The 21,366-nt window shown below is 39.6% G+C and carries 22 protein-coding genes and 1 pseudogene; 8 read left to right on the forward strand and 15 right to left on the reverse strand.

What is annotated here, in order from left to right:
- Positions 1 to 47: 47 nt before the first annotated feature.
- The gene (locus ANG_RS09345; protein WP_003033753.1) at positions 48 to 647 is read right to left on the reverse strand and encodes a DUF1361 domain-containing protein; all 600 of its coding nucleotides are present in this window, start codon (positions 645 to 647) and stop codon (positions 48 to 50) included.
- Positions 648 to 753: 106 nt separating this feature from the next.
- Here ANG_RS09345 and ANG_RS09350 point away from each other — a divergent pair, with 106 nt between their 5' ends.
- From ANG_RS09350 to serS, 7 genes and pseudogenes are all read left to right on the forward strand, one after another.
- Positions 754 to 1,566, forward strand: coding sequence for a Cof-type HAD-IIB family hydrolase (locus tag ANG_RS09350; protein WP_003033782.1), 813 nt, complete (start codon positions 754 to 756; stop codon positions 1,564 to 1,566).
- Between the two features lie 222 nt (positions 1,567 to 1,788).
- A pseudogene (adhP, locus tag ANG_RS09355) lies at positions 1,789 to 2,810 on the forward strand (alcohol dehydrogenase AdhP).
- Between the two features lie 271 nt (positions 2,811 to 3,081).
- Positions 3,082 to 4,071, forward strand: a complete 990-nt coding sequence (locus ANG_RS09360; protein WP_003033716.1) for a PTS sugar transporter subunit IIB — start codon at positions 3,082 to 3,084, stop codon at positions 4,069 to 4,071.
- A 17-nt stretch (positions 4,072 to 4,088) separates the two neighbouring features.
- The gene (locus ANG_RS09365; RefSeq protein ID WP_003033793.1) at positions 4,089 to 4,892 is read left to right on the forward strand and encodes a PTS mannose/fructose/sorbose transporter subunit IIC; all 804 of its coding nucleotides are present in this window, start codon (positions 4,089 to 4,091) and stop codon (positions 4,890 to 4,892) included.
- 19 nt (positions 4,893 to 4,911) lie between these two features.
- Positions 4,912 to 5,823: a PTS system mannose/fructose/sorbose family transporter subunit IID gene (locus ANG_RS09370; protein ID WP_003033774.1), complete on the forward strand. Its 912-nt coding sequence runs from the start codon at positions 4,912 to 4,914 to the stop codon at positions 5,821 to 5,823.
- A gap of 87 nt (positions 5,824 to 5,910) precedes the next feature.
- Complete coding sequence (locus ANG_RS09375) at positions 5,911 to 6,282, forward strand: DUF956 family protein (protein ID WP_003033772.1); 372 nt, start codon at positions 5,911 to 5,913, stop codon at positions 6,280 to 6,282.
- Between the two features lie 212 nt (positions 6,283 to 6,494).
- Positions 6,495 to 7,772, forward strand: coding sequence for a serine--tRNA ligase (gene serS / locus ANG_RS09380; protein ID WP_003033725.1), 1,278 nt, complete (start codon positions 6,495 to 6,497; stop codon positions 7,770 to 7,772).
- 40 nt (positions 7,773 to 7,812) lie between these two features.
- On the opposite strand, the gene ANG_RS09385 is transcribed toward serS, so the two are convergent.
- The 14 genes from ANG_RS09385 to ANG_RS09450 form a co-directional block, all read right to left on the reverse strand.
- Positions 7,813 to 8,472 (reverse strand): VTT domain-containing protein, encoded by a 660-nt coding sequence (locus ANG_RS09385; protein ID WP_003033739.1) that lies wholly within the window; start codon positions 8,470 to 8,472, stop codon positions 7,813 to 7,815.
- 112 nt (positions 8,473 to 8,584) lie between these two features.
- Positions 8,585 to 9,355: an acetyl-CoA carboxylase carboxyl transferase subunit alpha gene (locus tag ANG_RS09390; RefSeq protein ID WP_003033804.1), complete on the reverse strand. Its 771-nt coding sequence runs from the start codon at positions 9,353 to 9,355 to the stop codon at positions 8,585 to 8,587.
- The gene (accD, locus tag ANG_RS09395) at positions 9,352 to 10,215 is read right to left on the reverse strand and encodes an acetyl-CoA carboxylase, carboxyltransferase subunit beta (protein WP_003033814.1); all 864 of its coding nucleotides are present in this window, start codon (positions 10,213 to 10,215) and stop codon (positions 9,352 to 9,354) included. The genes ANG_RS09390 and accD overlap by 4 nt, the downstream gene beginning before the upstream one ends.
- Positions 10,216 to 10,235: 20 nt before the next feature.
- Positions 10,236 to 11,603 carry an acetyl-CoA carboxylase biotin carboxylase subunit gene (locus tag ANG_RS09400; RefSeq protein WP_003033765.1) on the reverse strand — a complete coding sequence of 456 codons (1,368 nt, stop codon included), beginning with the start codon at positions 11,601 to 11,603 and terminating at the stop codon, positions 10,236 to 10,238.
- 16 nt (positions 11,604 to 11,619) lie between these two features.
- Entirely contained in the window at positions 11,620 to 12,042 is a 423-nt protein-coding gene (fabZ, locus tag ANG_RS09405) for a 3-hydroxyacyl-ACP dehydratase FabZ (protein ID WP_021001275.1), read from the reverse strand.
- Positions 12,039 to 12,518: an acetyl-CoA carboxylase biotin carboxyl carrier protein gene (gene accB / locus ANG_RS09410; protein WP_003033784.1), complete on the reverse strand. Its 480-nt coding sequence runs from the start codon at positions 12,516 to 12,518 to the stop codon at positions 12,039 to 12,041. Before accB ends, fabZ begins: the two co-directional genes overlap by 4 nt.
- Positions 12,519 to 13,751, reverse strand: coding sequence for a beta-ketoacyl-ACP synthase II (gene fabF, locus ANG_RS09415; RefSeq protein ID WP_003033777.1), 1,233 nt, complete (start codon positions 13,749 to 13,751; stop codon positions 12,519 to 12,521).
- A gap of 62 nt (positions 13,752 to 13,813) precedes the next feature.
- Positions 13,814 to 14,548, reverse strand: coding sequence for a 3-oxoacyl-[acyl-carrier-protein] reductase (fabG, locus tag ANG_RS09420; protein ID WP_003033809.1), 735 nt, complete (start codon positions 14,546 to 14,548; stop codon positions 13,814 to 13,816).
- Between the two features lie 2 nt (positions 14,549 to 14,550).
- Positions 14,551 to 15,477: an ACP S-malonyltransferase gene (fabD, locus tag ANG_RS09425; RefSeq protein ID WP_003033736.1), complete on the reverse strand. Its 927-nt coding sequence runs from the start codon at positions 15,475 to 15,477 to the stop codon at positions 14,551 to 14,553.
- Complete coding sequence (gene fabK / locus ANG_RS09430) at positions 15,470 to 16,444, reverse strand: enoyl-[acyl-carrier-protein] reductase FabK (protein WP_003033802.1); 975 nt, start codon at positions 16,442 to 16,444, stop codon at positions 15,470 to 15,472. Before fabK ends, fabD begins: the two co-directional genes overlap by 8 nt.
- A 262-nt stretch (positions 16,445 to 16,706) precedes the next feature.
- Positions 16,707 to 16,931 (reverse strand): acyl carrier protein, encoded by a 225-nt coding sequence (locus tag ANG_RS09435; protein ID WP_003026017.1) that lies wholly within the window; start codon positions 16,929 to 16,931, stop codon positions 16,707 to 16,709.
- A gap of 53 nt (positions 16,932 to 16,984) precedes the next feature.
- Entirely contained in the window at positions 16,985 to 17,959 is a 975-nt protein-coding gene (locus tag ANG_RS09440) for a beta-ketoacyl-ACP synthase III (RefSeq protein WP_003033756.1), read from the reverse strand.
- Positions 17,959 to 18,393 carry a fatty acid biosynthesis transcriptional regulator FabT gene (gene fabT / locus ANG_RS09445; RefSeq protein WP_003026022.1) on the reverse strand — a complete coding sequence of 145 codons (435 nt, stop codon included), beginning with the start codon at positions 18,391 to 18,393 and terminating at the stop codon, positions 17,959 to 17,961. Before fabT ends, ANG_RS09440 begins: the two co-directional genes overlap by 1 nt.
- 92 nt (positions 18,394 to 18,485) lie before the next feature.
- Complete coding sequence (locus tag ANG_RS09450; RefSeq protein ID WP_003033822.1) at positions 18,486 to 19,277, reverse strand: enoyl-CoA hydratase; 792 nt, start codon at positions 19,275 to 19,277, stop codon at positions 18,486 to 18,488.
- Positions 19,278 to 19,444: 167 nt separating this feature from the next.
- Here ANG_RS09450 and ANG_RS09455 point away from each other — a divergent pair, with 167 nt between their 5' ends.
- Positions 19,445 to 20,794, forward strand: coding sequence for an aspartate kinase (locus ANG_RS09455; protein WP_003033764.1), 1,350 nt, complete (start codon positions 19,445 to 19,447; stop codon positions 20,792 to 20,794).
- Positions 20,795 to 21,366 lie beyond the last annotated feature (572 nt).

Here is a 21,366-nt window from a genome sequence, read left to right on the forward strand (position 1 = left end):
AGTTTTAAAAAGAAACAAATTATTTCAATATTTTATACAGAAAATCTTTATTTAGACTGATTTTTGGTCAAAAAGACCAAGGACATGATTTGAATAAAGGTAAACCCTAAAATGAACAGCAGACTCTCCCTCTGCAAAGCAGCTGCCAACCGCTCAAAGACTAACGTAGGATGGCTGACTAGATCCCAAGAATTGAGCCGATCATAGCGACCAATATAAATTGCGAGACTCGATAAAAATGAGACGGCTCCAATAACCAAATATTCCAGCCACCATCTGAGCTTCAAATAGCCAGAAATCAAATTCCAGCTCTCTATTCCGCATAGAACCCCGAAGAAAATACTTGGAACAAAAGCCATAAAAAGATGCAGACTTTCTCGGTTCCACAAGGTGTCACTCACCCAGTGCATGTGTACCAAGTCCGTAATCATATAGAACGTATTGGGATAAAACACCAGCCAAAGAATTGCTATAGGCAAGAAAAACCATTTTTTCTTAAATTGAATGGCTATAAAAGCCGCATCATAGGCAACCAAAGCTAGAAACATATTCCAAATCAAATCTGGACCTTTTGTCAAAATTCCTTCAGCATAAATGATAGCAGAAATAATCGCAAAGAAAATATGAATGATAATTGTTTTACGCATACTCGATTTCCTCCTTCGTTATATAAGAAAACATTATATCACAAATTCTGCACTTTCATCTTAAAATCTGCTATAATAGAAAACAGCACAAATGAAAGAGTAGACTATGACAAAAAAAGTAATTGCAGTAGATTTAGATGGAACCTTGCTCAATTCTGACAGCAAACTATCTGAATTTACAAAAGAAACAATTAAAAAAATTTCTAAAAAAGGACATCATGTTGTCATCACAACCGGACGCCCTTATCGAATAGCACGGGAATTTTATAAAGAATTGGAACTACACACTCCAATGATCAACTTTAATGGCTCTTTGACCCATATCCCGGAGAAAAAATGGCAACAGGAAAGATGTATCACCTTAGACAAAGAATATCTATTAGATATTGTCAAACGGAAACAAGAAATTAAAGCAGACTTCATTGCTGGGGAATATCGGAAGAAATTTTATATCACAGCCCCCAATGAAACAATTGCTGACCCCAAATTGTTTGGTGTGGAATCTTTTCGCCCTGAAAATCAATTCAAGCCAGAATTAGTGACCAAGAATCCCAACTGCATTCTTTTACAAACACATGCTAATGATAAATATGCCCTAGCTGATGAATTGAATCAATTTTATCATCAGCAATTATCTATCAACACTTGGGGAGGACCACTAAATATCCTTGAATGCACTCCAAAAGGCGTCAACAAAGCTTTTGCTTTGAAATATTTATTAGAGGTTCTGAACGTGGAGCGAAAAGATTTGATTGCTTTTGGTGACGAGCATAATGATACAGAGATGTTAGCTTTTGCCGGTACTGGCTATGCCATGAAAAATGCGAGTCAAACACTGCTTCCCTATGCAGATGAACAACTACCACTGACCAATGATCAAGATGGTGTCGCTCATCAACTGTTAAAATTATTTTTATAAGAATTCATCCTGTTAAAGAAATCCTTCATCATAAGGGGATTTCTTTTTTGGTTCATCACTTTCTTGTTAATAAATCACATACTATTAAACCAGTTAAGGAAAAATTCAAGAGATTTCCTGTAAACGCTTGCAATAACATTTAGCTTTTGTTATGATAAATTTATCAAAAATCAAACTTAGAGTTGAAAATGTCTCAACTCTTATAATAAGGAGGATTACTGTATGAAAGCAGTTGTTGTTAATCCAGCAGGCACTAGTGTCGAAATTGTTGAAAACAAGGAACTACGTCCCCTTGAAACAGGCGAAGCACTCGTTGAGATTGAATATTGTGGTGTCTGCCATACTGACCTTCACGTAGCACATGGTGATTTCGGAAAAGTTCCAGGACGTGTTCTTGGTCACGAAGGAATCGGCATTGTCAAAGATTAGCACCTGACGTGACAAGCTTAAAAGTTGGCGATCGTGTCAGCGTCGCTTGGTTCTTTGAAGGCTGTGGTGTTTGTGAATACTGTACCACTGGACGTGAAACACTTTGTCGGACTGTAAAAAATGCAGGCTACTCCGTTGATGGAGGTATGGCCGAACAATGTATCGTCACAGCTGATTATGCTGTTAAAGTTCCTGAAGGATTAGATCCTGCGCAAGCTTCTTCTATCACTTGTGCTGGTGTTACCACTTACAAAGCTATCAAGGAAGCAAAAGTTGAACCAGGGCAATGGGTTGTCATGTACGGTGCAGGAGGTCTTGGTAACCTCGCTGTACAATACGCTAAAAAAGCGTTCAATACTCATGTCATTGCCGTTGACATCAACAATGACAAACTTGAGTTGGCTAAACAAGTCGGAGCAGATATCGTTATCAATGGTCACGAAGTAGAAGATGTTCCAGGATTAATTAAAGAAAAGACAAACGGTGGAGCTCATTCTGCTGTTGTAACAGCGGTTTCTAAGGTTGCCTTCAACCAAGCCGTTGATTCTGTACGTGCAGGTGGGCGTGTAGTAGCCGTTGGACTTCCCTCAGAAATGATGGATCTCAGCATTGTGAAAACTGTACTTGATGGCATTCAAGTCATCGGCTCTTTAGTTGGTACCCGTAAAGATTTAGAAGAAGCATTCCAATTTGGTGCTGAAGGTCTGGTTGTACCAGTTGTCCAAAAACGCCCTATAGAAGATGCCGTAGATATCTTTGATGAAATGGAAGCCGGAACAATTCAAGGTCGGATGGTTCTTGATTTTACTCACTGATAAGTAGAACCCCTACAGAAGGGTGGAGATATTTTTCCACTCTTCTTTTTCATTTTCAAAGAATCTCATCCATTTTCAGCGATCGCTTTCAATCGTTAATATATTGTTAAAATAACTAGTTTTATTCATTGACAAATCTGTCAAAAATTATGAAAGATTTTGACTTTTTTAGCTCAAACTATTGCATTTTTCATGAAAACGTTTTATACTTAAGTAGTCTTAAATTTTTTTTAAACTTAAGTCAAACATTTTATAAGGAGGAAAGACAATAATGAGTATCGGAATCATTATTGCAAGCCATGGTGAATTTGCTGCTGGTATTCATCAATCAGGTTCTATGATTTTTGGTGAGCAAGAAAAAGTTCAAGTTGTAACTTTTATGCCAAATGAAGGTCCTGATGATTTGTATGCTAAGTTCAATGACGCTGTGGCTGCTTTTGACGCGAACGATGAAGTTCTAGTTTTGGCTGACCTGTGGAGTGGTTCTCCATTTAACCAAGCTAGCCGCGTAATGGGTGAAAATCCTGACCGTAAGTTCGCGATCATTACAGGTTTGAATCTGCCAATGTTGATTCAAGCTTATACAGAACGAATGATGGATGCCAATGCTGGCGTTGACTCTGTTGCCGCAAACATCATCAAAGAAGCCAAGGACGGAGTGAAAGCTCTTCCTGAAGAACTAAATCCTGTAGCTGAGGTAGCAAGTGCACCGGCTGCACCAACTGCTCAAGCTGCTATTCCAGAAGGAACCGTTATCGGCGATGGCAAGTTGAAAATCAATCTTGCTCGTATCGATACACGTCTTCTTCACGGTCAAGTTGCAACTGCTTGGACACCAGATTCTAAAGCAGACCGTATCATCGTTGCTTCTGACTCCGTATCAGCTGATAAACTTCGTAAAGAGTTGATCAAACAAGCTGCTCCTGGTAATGTCAAAGCAAATGTTGTCCCAATTGACAAATTGATTGCGGTAGCAAAAGACCCTCGTTTTGGTAACACACATGCACTGATTCTTTTTGAAACTCCTCAAGATGCACTCCGTGCTGTTGAAGGCGGTGTCGATATCAAAACACTCAATGTTGGCTCAATGGCTCACTCAACTGGTAAAACAATGGTCAATAACGTTTTGTCAATGGACAAAGACGATGTTGCAACCTTTGAAAAATTGCGTGACCTAGGAGTCGAATTTGACGTACGTAAAGTGCCAAATGACTCCAAAAAAGATTTGTTTGACTTAATTAAAAAAGCCAACGTTCAATAATGGAAAGGATTTAGAATATGTCAATTATTTCTATGATTTTAGTGGTCTTCGTTGCCTTTCTTGCTGGACTCGAAGGAATCTTGGACCAATTTCAATTCCACCAACCACTTGTTGCTTGTACCTTGATTGGTCTTGTAACAGGACACTTGGAAGCAGGTGTCATCCTTGGTGGTACACTTCAAATGATTGCTCTTGGTTGGGCAAACATTGGTGCTGCCGTTGCTCCTGATGCTGCACTTGCTTCTGTAGCATCTGCAATCATCATGGTACAAGGTGGCGACTTCACTGATAAAGGTATCAGTTTCGCTTATACAACTGCTATCCCTCTTGCAGTTGCAGGTCTCTTCCTTACAATGATTGTTCGTACAATTTCAGTAGGTCTTGTTCACGGTGCTGATGCTGCTGCTAAAGAAGGTAACATCGGTGCTGTAGAACGTACTCACTTAGTTGCACTTCTTCTTCAAGGTCTTCGTATTGCTATTCCTGCTGCTCTTCTTCTTGCAGTTCCAACATCAGTTGTTCAAGGTGTCTTGAATGCTATGCCTGCTTGGTTGTCAGGTGGTATGGCTGTCGGTGGTGGTATGGTCGTTGCCGTTGGTTACGCGATGGTTATCAACATGATGGCAACTCGCGAAGTATGGCCATTCTTTGCTATCGGTTTTGCACTTGCAGCTTTATCAAACCTTACTCTTATTGCTATGGGTACTATTGGTGTCGCAATTGCCTTGATTTACATCAACCTTTCTAAAAAAGGCGGAAATGGTGGTGGCGGTTCTGCTACATCAAATGACCCAATTGGTGATATTTTAGAAGACTACTAAGAAAGGAGCTACTAATACCATGACAGAAAAAATTCAATTATCAAAATCAGATCGTCAAAAAGTTTGGTGGCGTTCAACTTTCTTGCAAGGTTCTTGGAACTATGAACGGATGCAAAACTTAGGTTGGGCGTATGCACTTATCCCAGCTATCAAAAAACTTTACACTTCTAAAGAAGACCGTGCTGCGGCTCTTGAACGTCACTTGGAATTCTTTAATACTCACCCATACGTAGCTGCTCCTATCATTGGTGTGACACTTGCCCTTGAAGAAGAAAAGGCTAACGGTGCTGAAATTGACAACACTGCTATCCAGGGGGTTAAAATCGGTATGATGGGACCTCTTGCTGGTATCGGTGACCCAGTCTTCTGGTTTACCGTTCGTCCTATCCTCGGTGCTCTTGGTGCCTCACTTGCTATGGCAGGTAACGTGATGGGGCCAATCCTCTTCTTCGTACTTTGGAATCTTATCCGTATGGCCTTCTTATGGTACACTCAAGAACTTGGCTACAAAGCTGGTTCTGAAATTACAAAAGACATGTCAGGTGGTATTCTTCAAGACATCACCAAAGGAGCTTCAATCCTCGGTATGTTCATCATCGCCGTTCTTGTTGAACGTTGGGTAAACATTGCCTTTACGGTAGGACTTCCTTCTAAGACTTTGTCTAAAGGTGCTTACATTGAATTCCCTAAAGGAAATGTTACTGGTCAACAATTACATGATATCCTTGGTCAAGTAAATAGTGGTCTTGGACTTGATAAAATACAAGCTCAAACACTTCAAGGACAGTTAGATGCTTTAATTCCTGGCTTGATGGGCCTTCTTCTTACATTTCTATGCATGTGGTTGCTTAAGAAGAAAGTTTCTCCAATCACCATTATCATCGGTCTCTTCATCGTTGGTATTGTGGCACGCTTCTTCGGAATCATGTAAATAACAAAAAGAAGGTTTCGGCCTTCTTTTTTATTGACAATAAATGTGCTATAATAGGGAGGAGAATAGATAAAACGAGGATTGAACATGGCACAGTCACAAAATACAAAAATTGAATTTCAAACAACAGGAACTTCTTATCTGGGAATTGGAGGGAAAGTTGGAAAATTCTTAGTTGGAGATAAAGCGCTTGAGTTTTATGCAGATACCAATGTCGAAGACTACATTCAAATTCCTTGGGATACTATCCATCAAATCGGTGCCAATGTGTCTGGCAAACGAATTAGTCGTCATTTTGAAGTCTTTACCAATAAAGGAAAATTCCTTTTCGCTTCAAAAGATGCTGGAACTATTTTGAAACACGCTCGAAATCATATCGGTAATGAAAAAGTCGTTAAATTACCGACACTGATTCAAACAATTGGTCATTTTTTTAAAAATCTATTTGCAAAAAAATAAGAATTCTTGTATAATCATAGGAAACGGATAAGTAAATCTAGTATCTCTTTCAGAAAGTCTGCGGCAGCTGTGAGCAGATAGAGAGCTAGCTTGAAATTCTACCGTGATACTAATTTCATAAACAATCAAGTGCACTTATGTGAAGTTGGATGGAACCGTGGCTCTGCCACTCCAACAGTTTCACAGGTGCATTTTTATTCTAGGAGGTCCTTATGTTAGATATTAAACGCATTCGCACAGATTTTGATATCATCGCAAAAAAACTAGCCACTCGTGGCGTTGACGCTGCAACACTTGATGAAATGAAAGAGTTTGATAGCAAACGCCGTGAGCTCTTGGTCAAAGTTGAAAATTTAAAAGCTGAGCGTAACACAGTTTCAGCAGAAATTGCCCAAGCGAAACGTAATAAAGACAATGCTGATGATAAAATTGCTGCCATGCAAACATTATCTGCTGAAATTAAAGCATTAGACGCAGAGTTAGCAGAAATTGACGCTACATTAACCGAGTTTACAACGACTTTACCAAATATTCCTCACGATAGTGTGCCGGTAGGTGCTGACGAAGACGATAATGTAGAAGTTCGCCGTTGGGGAACACCACGTGTGTTTGACTTTGAAATAAAAGCTCACTGGGATCTTGGTGAAAATCTTGATATTCTCGACTGGGAACGCGGAGCAAAAGTAACCGGCACTCGTTTCCTCTTTTACAAAGGACTTGGAGCTCGTCTAGAACGCGCTATTTATAATTTCATGTTAGACGAGCATCAAAAAGAGGGCTACACAGAAGTCATTCCTCCTTACATGGTTAATCACGATTCTATGTTTGGTACTGGTCAATATCCAAAATTCAAAGAAGATACGTTTGAATTGAGCGATACAAATTACGTTCTCATTCCAACTGCTGAAGTTCCTTTGACAAACTACTACCGAGGGGAAATTTTAGACGGAAAAGACTTACCAATCTACTTCACAGCCATGAGTCCGTCTTTCCGTTCTGAAGCTGGTTCTGCCGGTCGTGACACCCGTGGTTTGATTCGTTTGCATCAATTCCACAAAGTAGAAATGGTCAAATTTGCCAAGCCAGAGCATTCTTATGAAGAATTAGAAAAAATGACCGCTAATGCCGAAAATATCCTGCAAAAGTTGAATCTTCCTTACCGTGTCGTTGCACTTTCTACAGGGGATATGGGCTTCTCTGCGGCGAAGACCTACGACTTGGAAGTCTGGATTCCAGCACAGAATACCTACCGTGAAATTTCTAGCTGTTCCAATACCGAAGATTTCCAAGCTCGTCGTGCCCAAATCCGTTACCGTGACGAAGCAGATGGCAAGGTCAAACTCCTACACACTTTGAATGGATCCGGTCTTGCAGTTGGTCGTACCGTTGCAGCCATTCTTGAAAATTACCAAAATGAAGACGGCTCCGTCACTATTCCAGAAGTACTTCATCCATACATGGGTGGTGTGAAAGTGATTGCTCCAAAATAACATAAAAACTCTGAGATTTTCAAATCATCTCAGAGTTTTCTTATCTCTTCATTTGATTGTTTCGCTTTTTAATCATTGCACTTCGAACCACACTTATCACAGTTGGGAGTAAGGTGACAATGACAATTCCCAAAATAATCGCTGAAAAATGAGTTTTCACAAAGGGAATATTCCCAAAAAGATAGCCTGCCCCTGTCGCAATCAAAGACCAAGACAAAGCAGCAATAAAAGCTCGTTTCAGAAAAGAATGAATAGGGAATTGGCTAATGCCTGCTACAAAAGGCACAAAGGTACGAATAATAGGAATATAACGTCCTAAAATAATGGAAGTAGATCCATGTTTTTCAAAATACACTTCTGCTTCTTTGATATTTTCTTCTTTTATCAATTTACTGAAAAATTTATAATGTACAAAACGATAACCCAAGGTTCTGCCAATGAAGAAATTACAGGTATCGCCAACAAAAGCTCCCACAAAAAATAGAAGCATAAAAAGTAGAACATTAAAATGCATTGCTGGATTAGCTGATAGAGCGCCTGCAGCAAAAAGTAAGCTGTCTCCCGGCAAGAATGGAAATACTACCGCAGCTGTCTCAATAAAAATTACCAAAAACAAAATCAAATACGTCCAGCCACCTACAGCATGAGCAATATTATAAATGTGTGCATCAATATGCAAGATAAAATCAATAATAAACATCTCTTCTCCTTTTGTCCATTCTCTATTATAGCAGAAAATATTACAGAAAAGCATATTTTAAAAATAAAAAAACAGAAGTGAACGGTACAAGCCAATCCACTTCTGATTTTTATTAGTATTTTCGAAATCGTTGGTAACGTGCTTCTAAAAGTTGTTCAAGTGGTAGTTGAGACAAATTTGCTAATTCAGCGACTATTTCTTGTTTCACAGCATACAATAAATCCTGATTGCTAAGCCCTGCTTCTGGAATCACCTTGTCCACCACTCCCATATCAAGAAGCTCATGAGAAGTGATTTTCATGAGTTCTGCAGCTTCCATAGCACGACTGCCGTCTTTCCACAAGATAGAAGCAAAACCTTCGGGACTAAGCACTGCGTAAATTGAATTTTCTAGCATCCAGACCTTGTCTGCAACAGCTAAAGCTAGCGCTCCTCCAGATCCGCCTTCACCGATAATAATAGCAATAACCGGGACTTTCAAATCGCTCATCTCGAGCAAATTACGCGCAATAGCTTCTCCTTGACCGCGCTCTTCAGCACCGACTCCTGGATAAGCACCGGCTGTGTTGATAAACGTAACGACAGGACGACCAAATTTCTCTGCCTGCTTCATCAAGCGAAGTGCCTTTCGATAACCTTCTGGATGAGGTTGCCCAAAATTCCGTTGCAAATTATCCTGTAGATTGCGCCCTTTTTGAATCCCAACAACGGTGATGGGCTGACCATCTAAAGTTCCGATTCCACCGATAACCGCTCCGTCATCTCGAAAAGAACGATCGCCATGTAATTCAATAAAATTCTCGCAAATTCCTTGCGCAAAATCCAAAGCTGTCAATCGTGCCTGATCTCGTGCTTCTTTAATAATTCGGGTAATCTTTGTCATTGTTCACCTCCATGGAAAGCCAAGAGCATTGCAATGGTGGAGCGCAATTCCAAACGTTTGACAATGGCATCTACAAATCCATGCTCTAGCAAAAATTCCGCCTTTTGAAAATTATCAGGCAATTTTTCACGAACGGTTGTTTCAATTACTCGGCGACCTGCAAAACCAACGAGCGCTTGTGTCTCAGCCAAAATGATGTCTCCTTCCATGGCAAAAGAAGCCGTCACCCCACCCGTGGTCGGATCTGTCAAAATCGTCAAATAAAACAAGCCAGCATTAGAATGGCGTTTCACCGCTGCGGATACTTTAGCCATTTGCATCAAACTCATAATGCCTTCTTGCATGCGAGCGCCACCAGAAGCTGTGAACAAGGTGACTGGCAACTGATGTTCTGTAGCATATTCAAAAAGACGAGTAATTTTTTCCCCAACGACTGTTCCCATAGAAGCCATGATAAAGTTGGAATCCATGATCCCCAGTGCAGTTTTTTGACCACCGATTGTCGCAATTCCTGTTAGTATCGCTTCATCCAAACCTGTTTTTTCACGGACAGTTCTTAATTTTTCACGATATTTAGGAAACTTCAAGGGGTCTGATGTTTCAATTCCTGTAAATAATTCCTCAAAACTATTGGCATCTACCGTTAAATTGAGGCGTTCAAAAGCTGAAATACGAAACGTATAGCCACATTGCGGGCAAATCCGTTCACTTCCCAAATCTTTTTGGTAAATGATATGCTTACATCCTGGACATTTTGAAAACAGTTCATCCGGAAACTCTGGTTTCACTTGAGGTTTCTCACGACTGGAACGGTTTGGATTGATCCGAATATACTTATCCTTTTTGGAAAACAAAGCCATGACTTATATCCTTTACTCCTCTACTTTTTCTTTTGATAAGCTGGTAAAAATTTCTCCATAAGAAAAGCTGTATCATAATCGCCAGCAATGACATGTGGATCTGAAATCAAATCTAACTGAAAACCGCTATTTGTCACAATGCCGTCGATTTCTAATTCATAGAGCGCACGCTGCATTTTCATAAGTGCATCAAAACGATTTTCACCATGAACAATAATCTTGGCAATCATGCTGTCATAATACGGCGGAATCGTGTAGCCAGGATAAACTGCAGAATCCACACGCAACCCCACTCCCCCACTCGGTAGATAGAGATTGGAAATCTTTCCCGGACTTGGTGCAAAGTTAAATGCAGGATTTTCTGCATTGATTCGGCATTCAATCGCGTGACCTGTTATATGAATATCTTCTTGGTTAAAAGACAGCTCTTGCCCCGCAGCAATTTTGATTTGCTCCTTAACAATGTCCACCCCCGTTACAAATTCCGTTATCGGATGCTCCACTTGGACACGAGTATTCATTTCCATGAAATAAAATTCTCTTTTGCCTTCATCAAATAAGAATTCAATCGTTCCAGCGTTTTCATATCCGACAGATTTTGCAGCTCGAACAGCTGCTTCCCCAATCTTCTGACGAAGCGTTTTGCCAATCGCAACCGACGGACTTTCTTCCAGCACTTTTTGATTATTTCTTTGAAGTGAACAATCGCGCTCGCCTAAGTGGACAACATGACCATGTTGGTCAGCCAAAATTTGGACTTCAATATGCCGAGCTGGATAAATAACCCGCTCCATATACATGGCGCCATTTCCGAAAGCCGCTTTGGCTTCTCTGGAAGCCGATTCAAAGGCGGCCACTAAATCTTCCACCTTTTCGACTTTCCGAATGCCTTTGCCACCACCGCCAGCGGAAGCTTTTAGCATGACTGGATAGCCGATTTTTTCTGCAACCGCAAGTGCTTCGTCTGAAGTATGAACTTCGCCGCCAGAACCTGGAATTACAGGCACATTAGCCTTAATCATCTGAGCACGCGCATTGATTTTATCCCCCATTAAATCCATTACCGCTCCAGAAGGACCGATAAATTTAATACCAACTTCCTCGCACATGGTCGCAAATTTAGAATTCTCACTCAAAAAACCAAAGCCTGGATGAATCGCCTCTGCTCCAGTCAAAACTGCGGCGGAAAGAACCGCATTCATATTGAGGTAGGATTCTGTCGACTTTGCTGGACCTATACAAACCGCTTCATCTGCCAGTAAAGTATGGAGAGCTTCTTTGTCAGCAGTAGAATAGACTGCTACTGTCGCAATCCCTAACTCTCTAGCTGCACGAATAATTCTGACCGCAATTTCCCCACGGTTGGCAATTAAAATCTTACGAAACATGGTGAAATCTCCTTTTTTATTGTCCGAGGGCAAAAGTTAAAGTACCACTCGCTGCCAACTTCCCGTCAACTTCTGCTTTCGCTTCCACAACCGCAATGGTGCCACGACGCTTCACAAACTTCGCTGTCATGATGAGCTGATCACCAGGAACAACTTGTTTTTTAAATTTCACCTTGTCCATTCCGGCATAAAAGACCAATTTCCCCTTATTTTCCTCCTTGGACAATTCCAAAACACCGGCTGTTTGAGCCAAAGCCTCCATAATGAGAACTCCTGGCATGACAGGATATTTAGGAAAATGACCGTTAAAGAAAGGCTCATTGATTGTAACATTTTTAAGCGCTACAATCTCATCTTCTTTCACTTCCAGCACACGGTCAACCAATAGCATAGGATAACGATGTGGAAGAGCTTCTTTTATCGCATTGATATCAATCATTTAATCCGCACCAAACCTTTCCCAAATTCGACCATTTCTTCGTTTTGGACAAGAATTTCTGTCACAATACCGTCCTTAGGTGACGGAACTTCATTCATCACTTTCATGGCCTCAATAATCATCAAGGTTTGCCCCTTCTTCACTTGGTCGCCAACGGAAACAAAAGAAGGTTTATCAGGACCTGAAGCAAGATAAGCAACTCCAACCAATGGACTTTCTACTACATCGCCTTCAGCTATGGGTATTTCTGGACTAATGATTTCCTCCACAATTGGAGGAACAGTTGGCTGGGTAACTTCGACTTGTGAAACAAGATTGGTGTTCACTGTTGAATCCTCTGCAGAAGGAGCAATTGATTCAACTGTTCTTTCATTTTTACTGAACGTTAATTCATCACTTTGATTTTTATAAGAAAATTCACGCAGACTTGATTGGTCAAATTGAGCCATCAAATCTTTGATTTCATTGATATTCATTTAAGCCTCCCAGCGCTTGAATGCAAGTACAGCATTGTGCCCACCAAAGCCAAAGGTATTTGAAATCGCATACGGAATATCATGTTCTTGCCCTTGACCATAGATGACATTCGCCTCGATATCATCTGAAAGTTCTTGCGTTCCTGCAGTCATCGGTACAAAGTTATGACGCATTGCCTCAATCGTTGCAATAGCTTCTACTGCACCAGCTGCACCAAGAAGGTGACCTGTGAAAGATTTCGTAGAAGAAACTGGTACTTCTTTTCCAAGAACACTAACAATCGCTTGACTTTCACCTTTTTCATTGGCTTGTGTGGAAGTCCCGTGAGCATTCACATAGGCAATGTCTGAAGGTTGTAATCCTGCTTCTTCAATGGCTAGTTTCATAGCTTTAGCAGCCCCTGTACCAGCTGGTGATGGTGTTGTCATGTGATAAGCGTCACAAGTATTTCCATACCCCACAATTTCTGCTAAAATCGTTGCCCCACGTTTTTCAGCATGTTCTAGGCTTTCAATTACCAAAACACCTGCACCTTCTCCCATTACAAATCCATTTCGATCTTTATCAAATGGAATAGATGAACGTTTTGGATCTTCATTTGTGGACAGAGCTGTAAGAGCTGCAAAACCGCCGATGCCAATTTCGTTGATAGAGCATTCAGAACCACCTGCTAAAATAACATCTTGAAAACCAAATTTGATTTCACGGAATGCCTCTCCAATAGCATCATTAGAAGACGCACAAGCAGTTGTAATAGATTTACATACCCCATTAGCTCCCACACGAATAGCGATATTTCCAGCTCCCATATTTGAAAGTGCTTTAGGAATGAAGAGCGGTTGGATACGATTGGCTCCTCTTTCATGCATTCGGATAATTTGATCTTGCAATTCTTTTAAGCCACCAATCCCACTAGATACAATGACACCAAATCGATCATGGTCAACTGTCTCGGTATCTAGATGAGCATTTTCTAACGCTTCTAAAGCTGCATGAATAGCATAAATAGAATACATATCCATACGATTTTTGTCTTTTTTAACAAAATGTTTTTCTAGCGGGAAATCTTTAATTTCTGCTGCATTATGTACACCAATCACACTAGGATCAAAATTCGTAATTGGACCAATACCAATCTTCCCTTCTTTTAGACTATCCCAAAACTCTTCGGGTGTGTTTCCAATAGGTGAAGTTACTCCATATCCTGTTACAACAACTCGATTTAGTTTCATTTCAAACTCCTTTATTAAGAAAATATATCACATGCTTAAAACTCGTACGTTTTAGTCATCTTCTACCTCATGGTTAACCCGCCATCAATGGCAATGACTTGCCCAGTTAAATACTCTTGACGAGCTAGAAAGGCTGCCACTTCTGCCACTTCGCTGGTATTCCCAAAGCGTTTCATTGGAATTTGTGCTAACGTAGCTTCTTTCACTTTATCAGACAAAACATCGGTCATATCTGACTCAATCATACCTGGCGCAATAGCATTCACTCGTACATTGCGAGCTGCTACTTCACGCGCTACAGACTTAGTAAATCCAATCAGTCCAGCCTTAGAAGCCGCATAGTTTGCTTGACCGACATTGCCAATCAAACCAACCACACTTGATACATTGATAACAGCACCTTGACGAGCTTTCGACATTGGCTTCAAAACCGCTTGAGTCATATTAAAAGCACCAACAAGATTCACTTTCAAGACCTGTTCAAAATCTTCCTCTGTCAATTTTAGCATGAGTTTATCTTTTGTAATCCCTGCATTATTGACTAGAATATCCACGCTTCCAAGTTTTTCGATAGCTTCTTCTACCATCCGCTTAGCATCCGTGCTATTTGATACATCACCAGAGATAGAAGCCACTTGTACACCATAATCTGAAAATTCAGAGACGAGCACCTCATCAATCTCACGGCGACCGTTTAAAACAATGTTGGAACCTAGACTTGCAAACTTATGTGCCATTGCAAGACCAATTCCACGTGTTGAACCAGTTATAAAAACATTTTTACCTTTAAGTTCCATACCTATTCCTTATTTTCTAGAAGAGTAGATAAACTTCTAACATCTTCAACGTGAGAAACCTTTGCTGATTTATCAATTTTTTTAACAAAACCAGAAAGAACCTTACCTGGACCAATTTCAATAAAATTAGTTACACCAGCTTTTTGCATCGTTGCAATACTATCATAAAAACGAACTGGTTCCATAACTTGACGAGTTAAGAGTTCCTTAATTTGTCCTTGTTCCATGACAGTTGCTTTGATATTGCCTACCAAAGGAAGTTTGAAATCAGCAAATTCAACTGTTTCTAAAACTTTTACCAATTTATCACTTGCAGGTTTTAGCAAAGCTGTATGAAATGGACCAGAGACATTCAAAGGGATGAGACGCTTAACACCAGCTTCTTTTAACAATTCCACAGCTTTGTCAACCGCTTCTGCTTCGCCACCAATGACAATCTGACTAGGCGTATTGTAATTTGCTGGTGATACAATTCCCAGCTGGCTTGCCTTTTGACAAGCCACTTCAATTGTAGCTAAATCGGCATTTAAAACCGCAACCATTTTACCAGAGCCAGCAGGAACTGCTTCTTCCATAAAAGCACCACGTTTCGCAACCAAAGCAACCGCTGTTTTAAAATCCAAAGCACCTGCTGCTACCATGGCAGAGTATTCCCCAAGAGAAAGGCCTGCTACCATATCAGCTTGCATTCCTTTTTCTTGTAATAATCGGTAAATAGCAACCGAAGTGGTTAAAATTGCTGGCTGAGTATGGCGTGTCTGGTTGAGCTTTTCTTCCTCATTATCTATCAGATATCGTAGATCATAGCCCAATACTTGACTTGCTTCATCATAGGTTGCCCTCACTACATCAAACTGATCGTAAAGGTCACGAGCCATTCCCAGATACTGAGCACCCTGACCTGCAAATAGAAAGGCTGTTTTAGTCATTTCTAGTTACTCCTGCCCAACGGCTAGCTTCTTTTTGGATCACCTCTGCTGCACCGTAGTAAATAACTTTTAAAATTTCTTCAACTGTTTCTTCCTTGCTGACAAGCCCCGCAATTTGTCCTGACATGACAGAACCATGTTCAACATCACCGCGAACAACTGCATTTGCCAGAGCACCCGCTCCTAAATTCTCAAAAACAGTTAAATCAGGATTTTCTTGCTTAAAAGCATCCTTTTCTGCTTGATCAAATTCTCTAGTTAGTTTATTTTTCAAAGCTCGTACTGCATGACCAAAATGTTGAGCAGAAATGGTTGTATCAATATCCCGAGCTTTCAAAATCATATTTTTATAATTTTGGTGCGCATTTGACTCTTTTGCAACGACGAAACGTGTTCCCACTTGAACAGCCTCTGCACCAAGCATAAAGCCTGCAGCTGCACCGCGACCATCGGCAATCCCTCCTGCTGCAATTACAGGAATATCAACTGCTTCAACTACCTGACGAACCAGTGTCATAGTCGTTAATTTTCCGATATGACCTCCTGCTTCCATCCCTTCAGCAATGACTGCATCTGCACCAATTTTTTCCATTCGCTTAGCCAATGCTACACTTGGTACCACCGGAATGACCGTAATACCTGCCTCGTGGAAACGAGTCATATATTTACTTGGATTTCCTGCACCAGTTGTCACAACCTTGACACTTTCTTCAATGACCAAGTCAACTATATCTTCCACAAAAGGAGACAACAGCATGATATTCACGCCAAAAGGTTTGTCTGTCAATGATTTAATTTTATCAATATTAGCTTTGACAACTTCTTTCGGTGCATTACCACCACCGATAATGCCAAGACCTCCCGCTTTAGAAACTGCACCAGCCAAGTCACCATCAGCAACCCAGGCCATTCCTCCCTGGAAAATAGGATATTTAATATTTAACAATTCTGTAACACGTGTTTGCATAATACCTCCTTACATGTTGCTTAAGTAATGGCTCAATTCTTTCAATTCAAGCACTTGTATACTTTGAAAATCAAACTATTACCTAAACAAGAGGGAGCGGAACATATCATCCAACTATAGACTTCATTATCCCACTCCGACAAAATTAACTCTTTACTGTTCTTTTTTCTCAAGCAAATCGGTTATACAGTTAACTTCACTGCCTACCTCAATACTTTTTTCAAAAGAGGGCGAGAATCTTCTCTCAGCCCCGTTTCATTTTTTATTTTGTTTTTTCTTCCACATAAGCGACCAAGTCACCAACTGTGTTCAATCCTTCTTCAGTTTCAATTTGAATATCGAATGCATCTTCGATTTCTGAAATAACTTGGAACAAATCCAATGAATCTGCATCAAGATCATCAAAAGTTGACTCAAGAGTAACTTCTGAAGGTTCCTTACCAAGTTCTTCCACAATAATTTCTTGTACTTTTTCAAATACTGCCATGATAGACTCCTTTAAAAATAAATATTTATATTCATGTGTTTACCACATAATAACTAAATTGTAACAATAAGTGTGCCCCATGTCAAACCTCCACCGAATCCTGACAGCAAAACTGTTTGACTGCCATCAAGGTGAATGAGTCCTTTTTCAACACACTCAGATAAAAGAATTGGAATGCTCGCTGCACTCGTATTCCCATATTCCATCATATTTGCAGGAAGTTTTTCCCTCGCTGCACCAATCTTTTTCGCCATTTTATCTAAAATACGAATATTGGCCTGATGTAATAATAAATAGTCAATATCCTCTACTTGAATATCACTGGATTCAATCGTATTTTTTATAGATTTTGCCACATCTCGAATAGCAAAATCAAAAATTTTACGACCTTCCATCGTCAGATAAGGCGCTACTTCTCCCTTTTCAGAATAAGGTGAAGATAAACCAACTTTACTACAAGTCAAGCTTTCCCCACGCGAACCGTCTGTATATTGACTTTCAGCTAAAAAATGCTGCTGCTCTGAGCTCTCTAGCAAAACACCACCAGCACCATCACCGAAAAGAACCGCAGTTGAACGATCAGACCAGTCAAGAACTTTTGATAAGGTTTCACTTCCTATAACAAAGCCCTTCTGGTAACGACCTGAAGAAATTAACTTTTCAGCTGTCGACAGAGCGAAGATAAAGCCACTGCAAGCCGCTGTCAAATCAAAGGCAAAAGCATGATTTGCACCAATATTTGCTTGAACTCGTGCAGCCGTTGAAGGCATCATAGAGTCTGGGGTGATAGTTGCCACAATGATAAAGTCTAGCTCATCTGCATGGATATTCGCCTTTTTCAACAATTGACTTGCCACCTTTGTAGCCAAATCACTCGTTGATTCTGTTTGTGACAGATGACGGCGTTCTATTCCTGTCCGACTTGAAATCCATTCATCGCTCGTATCCATTATTTTTGCCAAATCATCATTTGTAACCACCTGACTTGGAGCATAATGAGCGACTTGACTAATTTTCGCATAGTTCATTATTTCAAATCCTCTAGAAAACGATACAGATTAGTCAGACCTTTTCCCATGACCTTCATCTCTTCAGCATCCATTCCTTCAATAATTCTTTCAACCATTCTCTTGTGAAATCTTCTATGCAAGCGATAAATTAGGCGACCATTTTTTGTCAAATTCAGATGAACAACACGACGATCAACTTCTGAACGTGTCCGTTCAATATAGCCTTTTCTTTCAAGGTTATTTAAACTAGTTGTTACGGTTCCTAATGTCACCATCAATTCCTTTGCTACGCTACTAGGAGTCGCATTGGGATTTTTTCCAACAACATCAATCGTGTGCATTTCTTTGATAGAGATATCTTTGAAGCGACTGCCTCTCAAACTAGATTCTTCAATAACCAATACATTATTGAAAATAGATGTTAAATAATCATTGACCAATTGGTAATCCAAAAATCTATCCTCCTCTAACAAAAAAACTTTCAACATCAAAACATTTGACTAAAAAAGTATATCAAATATCAAATTAAATTGCAACTACTTTTTTACTTCCCAGAAAATTTTGGTCGACGCTTCTCAGCATAAGCTCGCACCCCTTCTTTGAAATCTTCTGTGAAAGCCAATGTCTTTTGCAACTGTAGTTCGAGTTTTGCATACTCATCCCAACCAGTAAACAAACTCTTCCATACCAATTCTTTAATAGCACGATAAGAATTAAGTGAATGACGTTTCAACTTCTTAATCACTTGATTCGTTGTAGTTTCTAACTTTTCAACTTCACAAACTTTATACAAAAGACCATAATTTAAAGCTTTTTCTGCGTTTAACGGTTCACCTGTCATTGCTAATTGAGTTGCTCTCGTCACACCAATCGCTCTAGCAAGTAAATACAGACCACCCGCATCAGGAGCAAGACCTACCCCCACAAAAGCTTGAATAAAACGAGAACGATCCGTTGCAATACAGAAATCCGCGGCGACTACCATATTAGCTGCTGCACCAGCGACTGGCCCATCTACACTCATAACGACCGGCTTAGATAATTGTTTCATTGAGTAAGAAATTTCATTGACCAATTCAGCAATTTTGACCAAAGACTGAATATCATCTGCCTCCACCGCTCGTTGCATTTCTGCCAAATCACCACCAACAGAAAATACTTTCCCATTTGCATTGATGAGCAAAATTTGGACAGCTTTATCCTCAGCAGCCATTTTTATCGCTCTTAAAATTTCTTCACACATGGGAACATTAAACCCATTGGAAACCTCTGGGCGATTCAAAGTCAATGTTGCAACACCGTCATTAACGTTATATAAAATATTTTCAAATTGCATTTAATTGCCTCCGACAATTATTTTCTTTGTCAATTAAATTATTTGAATATCAAATAATATGGTTACATTCTAACATAAAATATTTGCTTTAGCAAGTAAGCACAAGTAAATTTGAAAAGATTTCAGAATTTTGCTATAATTTAAACAATCAGCCTATAGGAGAATTTATGAAAGTTGTTAAATTTGGAGGAAGTTCACTTGCCTCTGCTGGTCAATTAGAAAAAGTATTACAGATTATAAAAGCTGATCCTGAACGTCGATTCGTGATTGTCTCTGCGCCTGGGAAGCGAAGCACTCAGGATACAAAGGTAACAGATGCCCTCATTAAATATTATAGAAACTATGTTGCTGGTAATGACGTAACAAAGCACCAACAATGGATTATTCAGCGTTATCGAGATATGGCGTTAGAACTGCAGCTCAAACCAAATATTCTAGAAAGAATTTCAAAAAGTTTCCAAAAGCTCGCAAGCCTTCCTATCGAAAACAATAAGTTCTTGTACGATACTTTTCTTGCTGCAGGTGAAAATAACAATGCGAAACTCATTGCAGCCTATTTCTCCCAAAATGGGATAAATGCACGTTATGTTCATCCCAGAGAAGCAGGACTTATTGTGTCCAGTGAACCAGGAAATGCGCGACTTCTCCCCTCCAGTTATGATAAAATCGAAGAATTAAATGAAGCTGATGAAGTATTGATTATACCAGGATTCTTTGGAGTAACAAAAAACGACCAGATTTGCACCTTTTCACGTGGTGGGTCTGATATTACTGGCTCTATTATTGCTGCAGGTGTAAAAGCTGATCTTTATGAAAATTTTACAGATGTTGATGGTATTTTTGCAGCACACCCTGGCATTATCCACATGCCACACTCCATTCCAGAATTAACTTATCGCGAAATGCGCGAATTAGCTTATGCAGGTTTTACTGTATTACATGACGAAGCACTCATTCCAGCTTACCGTGGGAAAATTCCACTCGTTATAAAAAATACAAATAACCCTACTCATCCTGGTACAAAAATTGTTTTAAAGCACAGCAACAGGGACTTCCCTGTAGTAGGTATTGCTGCAGATGCCCATTTCACCAGTATTAACATGTCTAAATACCTCATGAACCGTGAAATCGGTTTTGGTAGAAAAGTTCTACAAATATTGGAAGATCTAAATATCCGCTGGGAGCACATGCCTACCGGTATCGATGACTTATCTATTATTCTTCGGGATCGTGAGTTAACCCCCATTAAAGAGGAAGAAATTCTTCGTCAATTAAGACAAAAGTTAGAAGTTGACCACGCAGAAATCGAACATGATCTCTCAATCATTATGATTGTCGGTGAAAAAATGAAAAGTCACATCGGTTTGACTGCTACCGCAACTAAAGCACTGTCAGATAATCACATTAATATCCAAATGATTTCCCAAGGATCTAGTGAAGTTTCTATCATGATTGTTATCAATTCCGAACAAGAAAAAGCAGCTATAAAAGCACTGTACAAAGCTTTTTTTGAATAAAAATTGAGAGTCTAGGTAAAAATTCATAAAAATAGTCAAAAAGCTTAAAATCAACCTTTTAATTAACTTAATTTTAAGCTTTTTTCGCTATAAGCGATTATTACACTTTGACCATGAATGGAGTTTTTGCTCAGCCACTTGCATTATATTAACCCCAAAATCTTGATGTAGTAGCTGATGATAAAAGCAACAGCATAGGGTAGGTAGGAGTACGAACTAAAAATTTTCAAATTTTGATTGATTGCTATGCGTAATCTCCCCAGAGTGTATTATTTATAGGTGAACTCGTCAGGCATCTCACTTGGAAATCTATTACAAAATATAATCATCCATGAGCAGTCTAAAAACCAAACAATCTTAATTTGATTGAGATAATACAATCCTCTCGATAAATGAAACAGTGTAACTCATTCTCTAAAAATGAAAATTTTACAAAAATACATTCTCATTGCTTTGAACATAAAAAAGAGAATGAACTTCGTCCTCTGCTTTTCATCAACCAAGAGCCTGAATTAGTGTTATAAATAATAATTTTAACCCGAGATTCTGCATTCTATTTTAAAAATAGCAAA

Source organism: Streptococcus anginosus subsp. whileyi MAS624 (assembly GCF_000478925.1).
Classification (GTDB): Bacteria; Bacillota; Bacilli; order Lactobacillales; family Streptococcaceae; genus Streptococcus; species Streptococcus whileyi.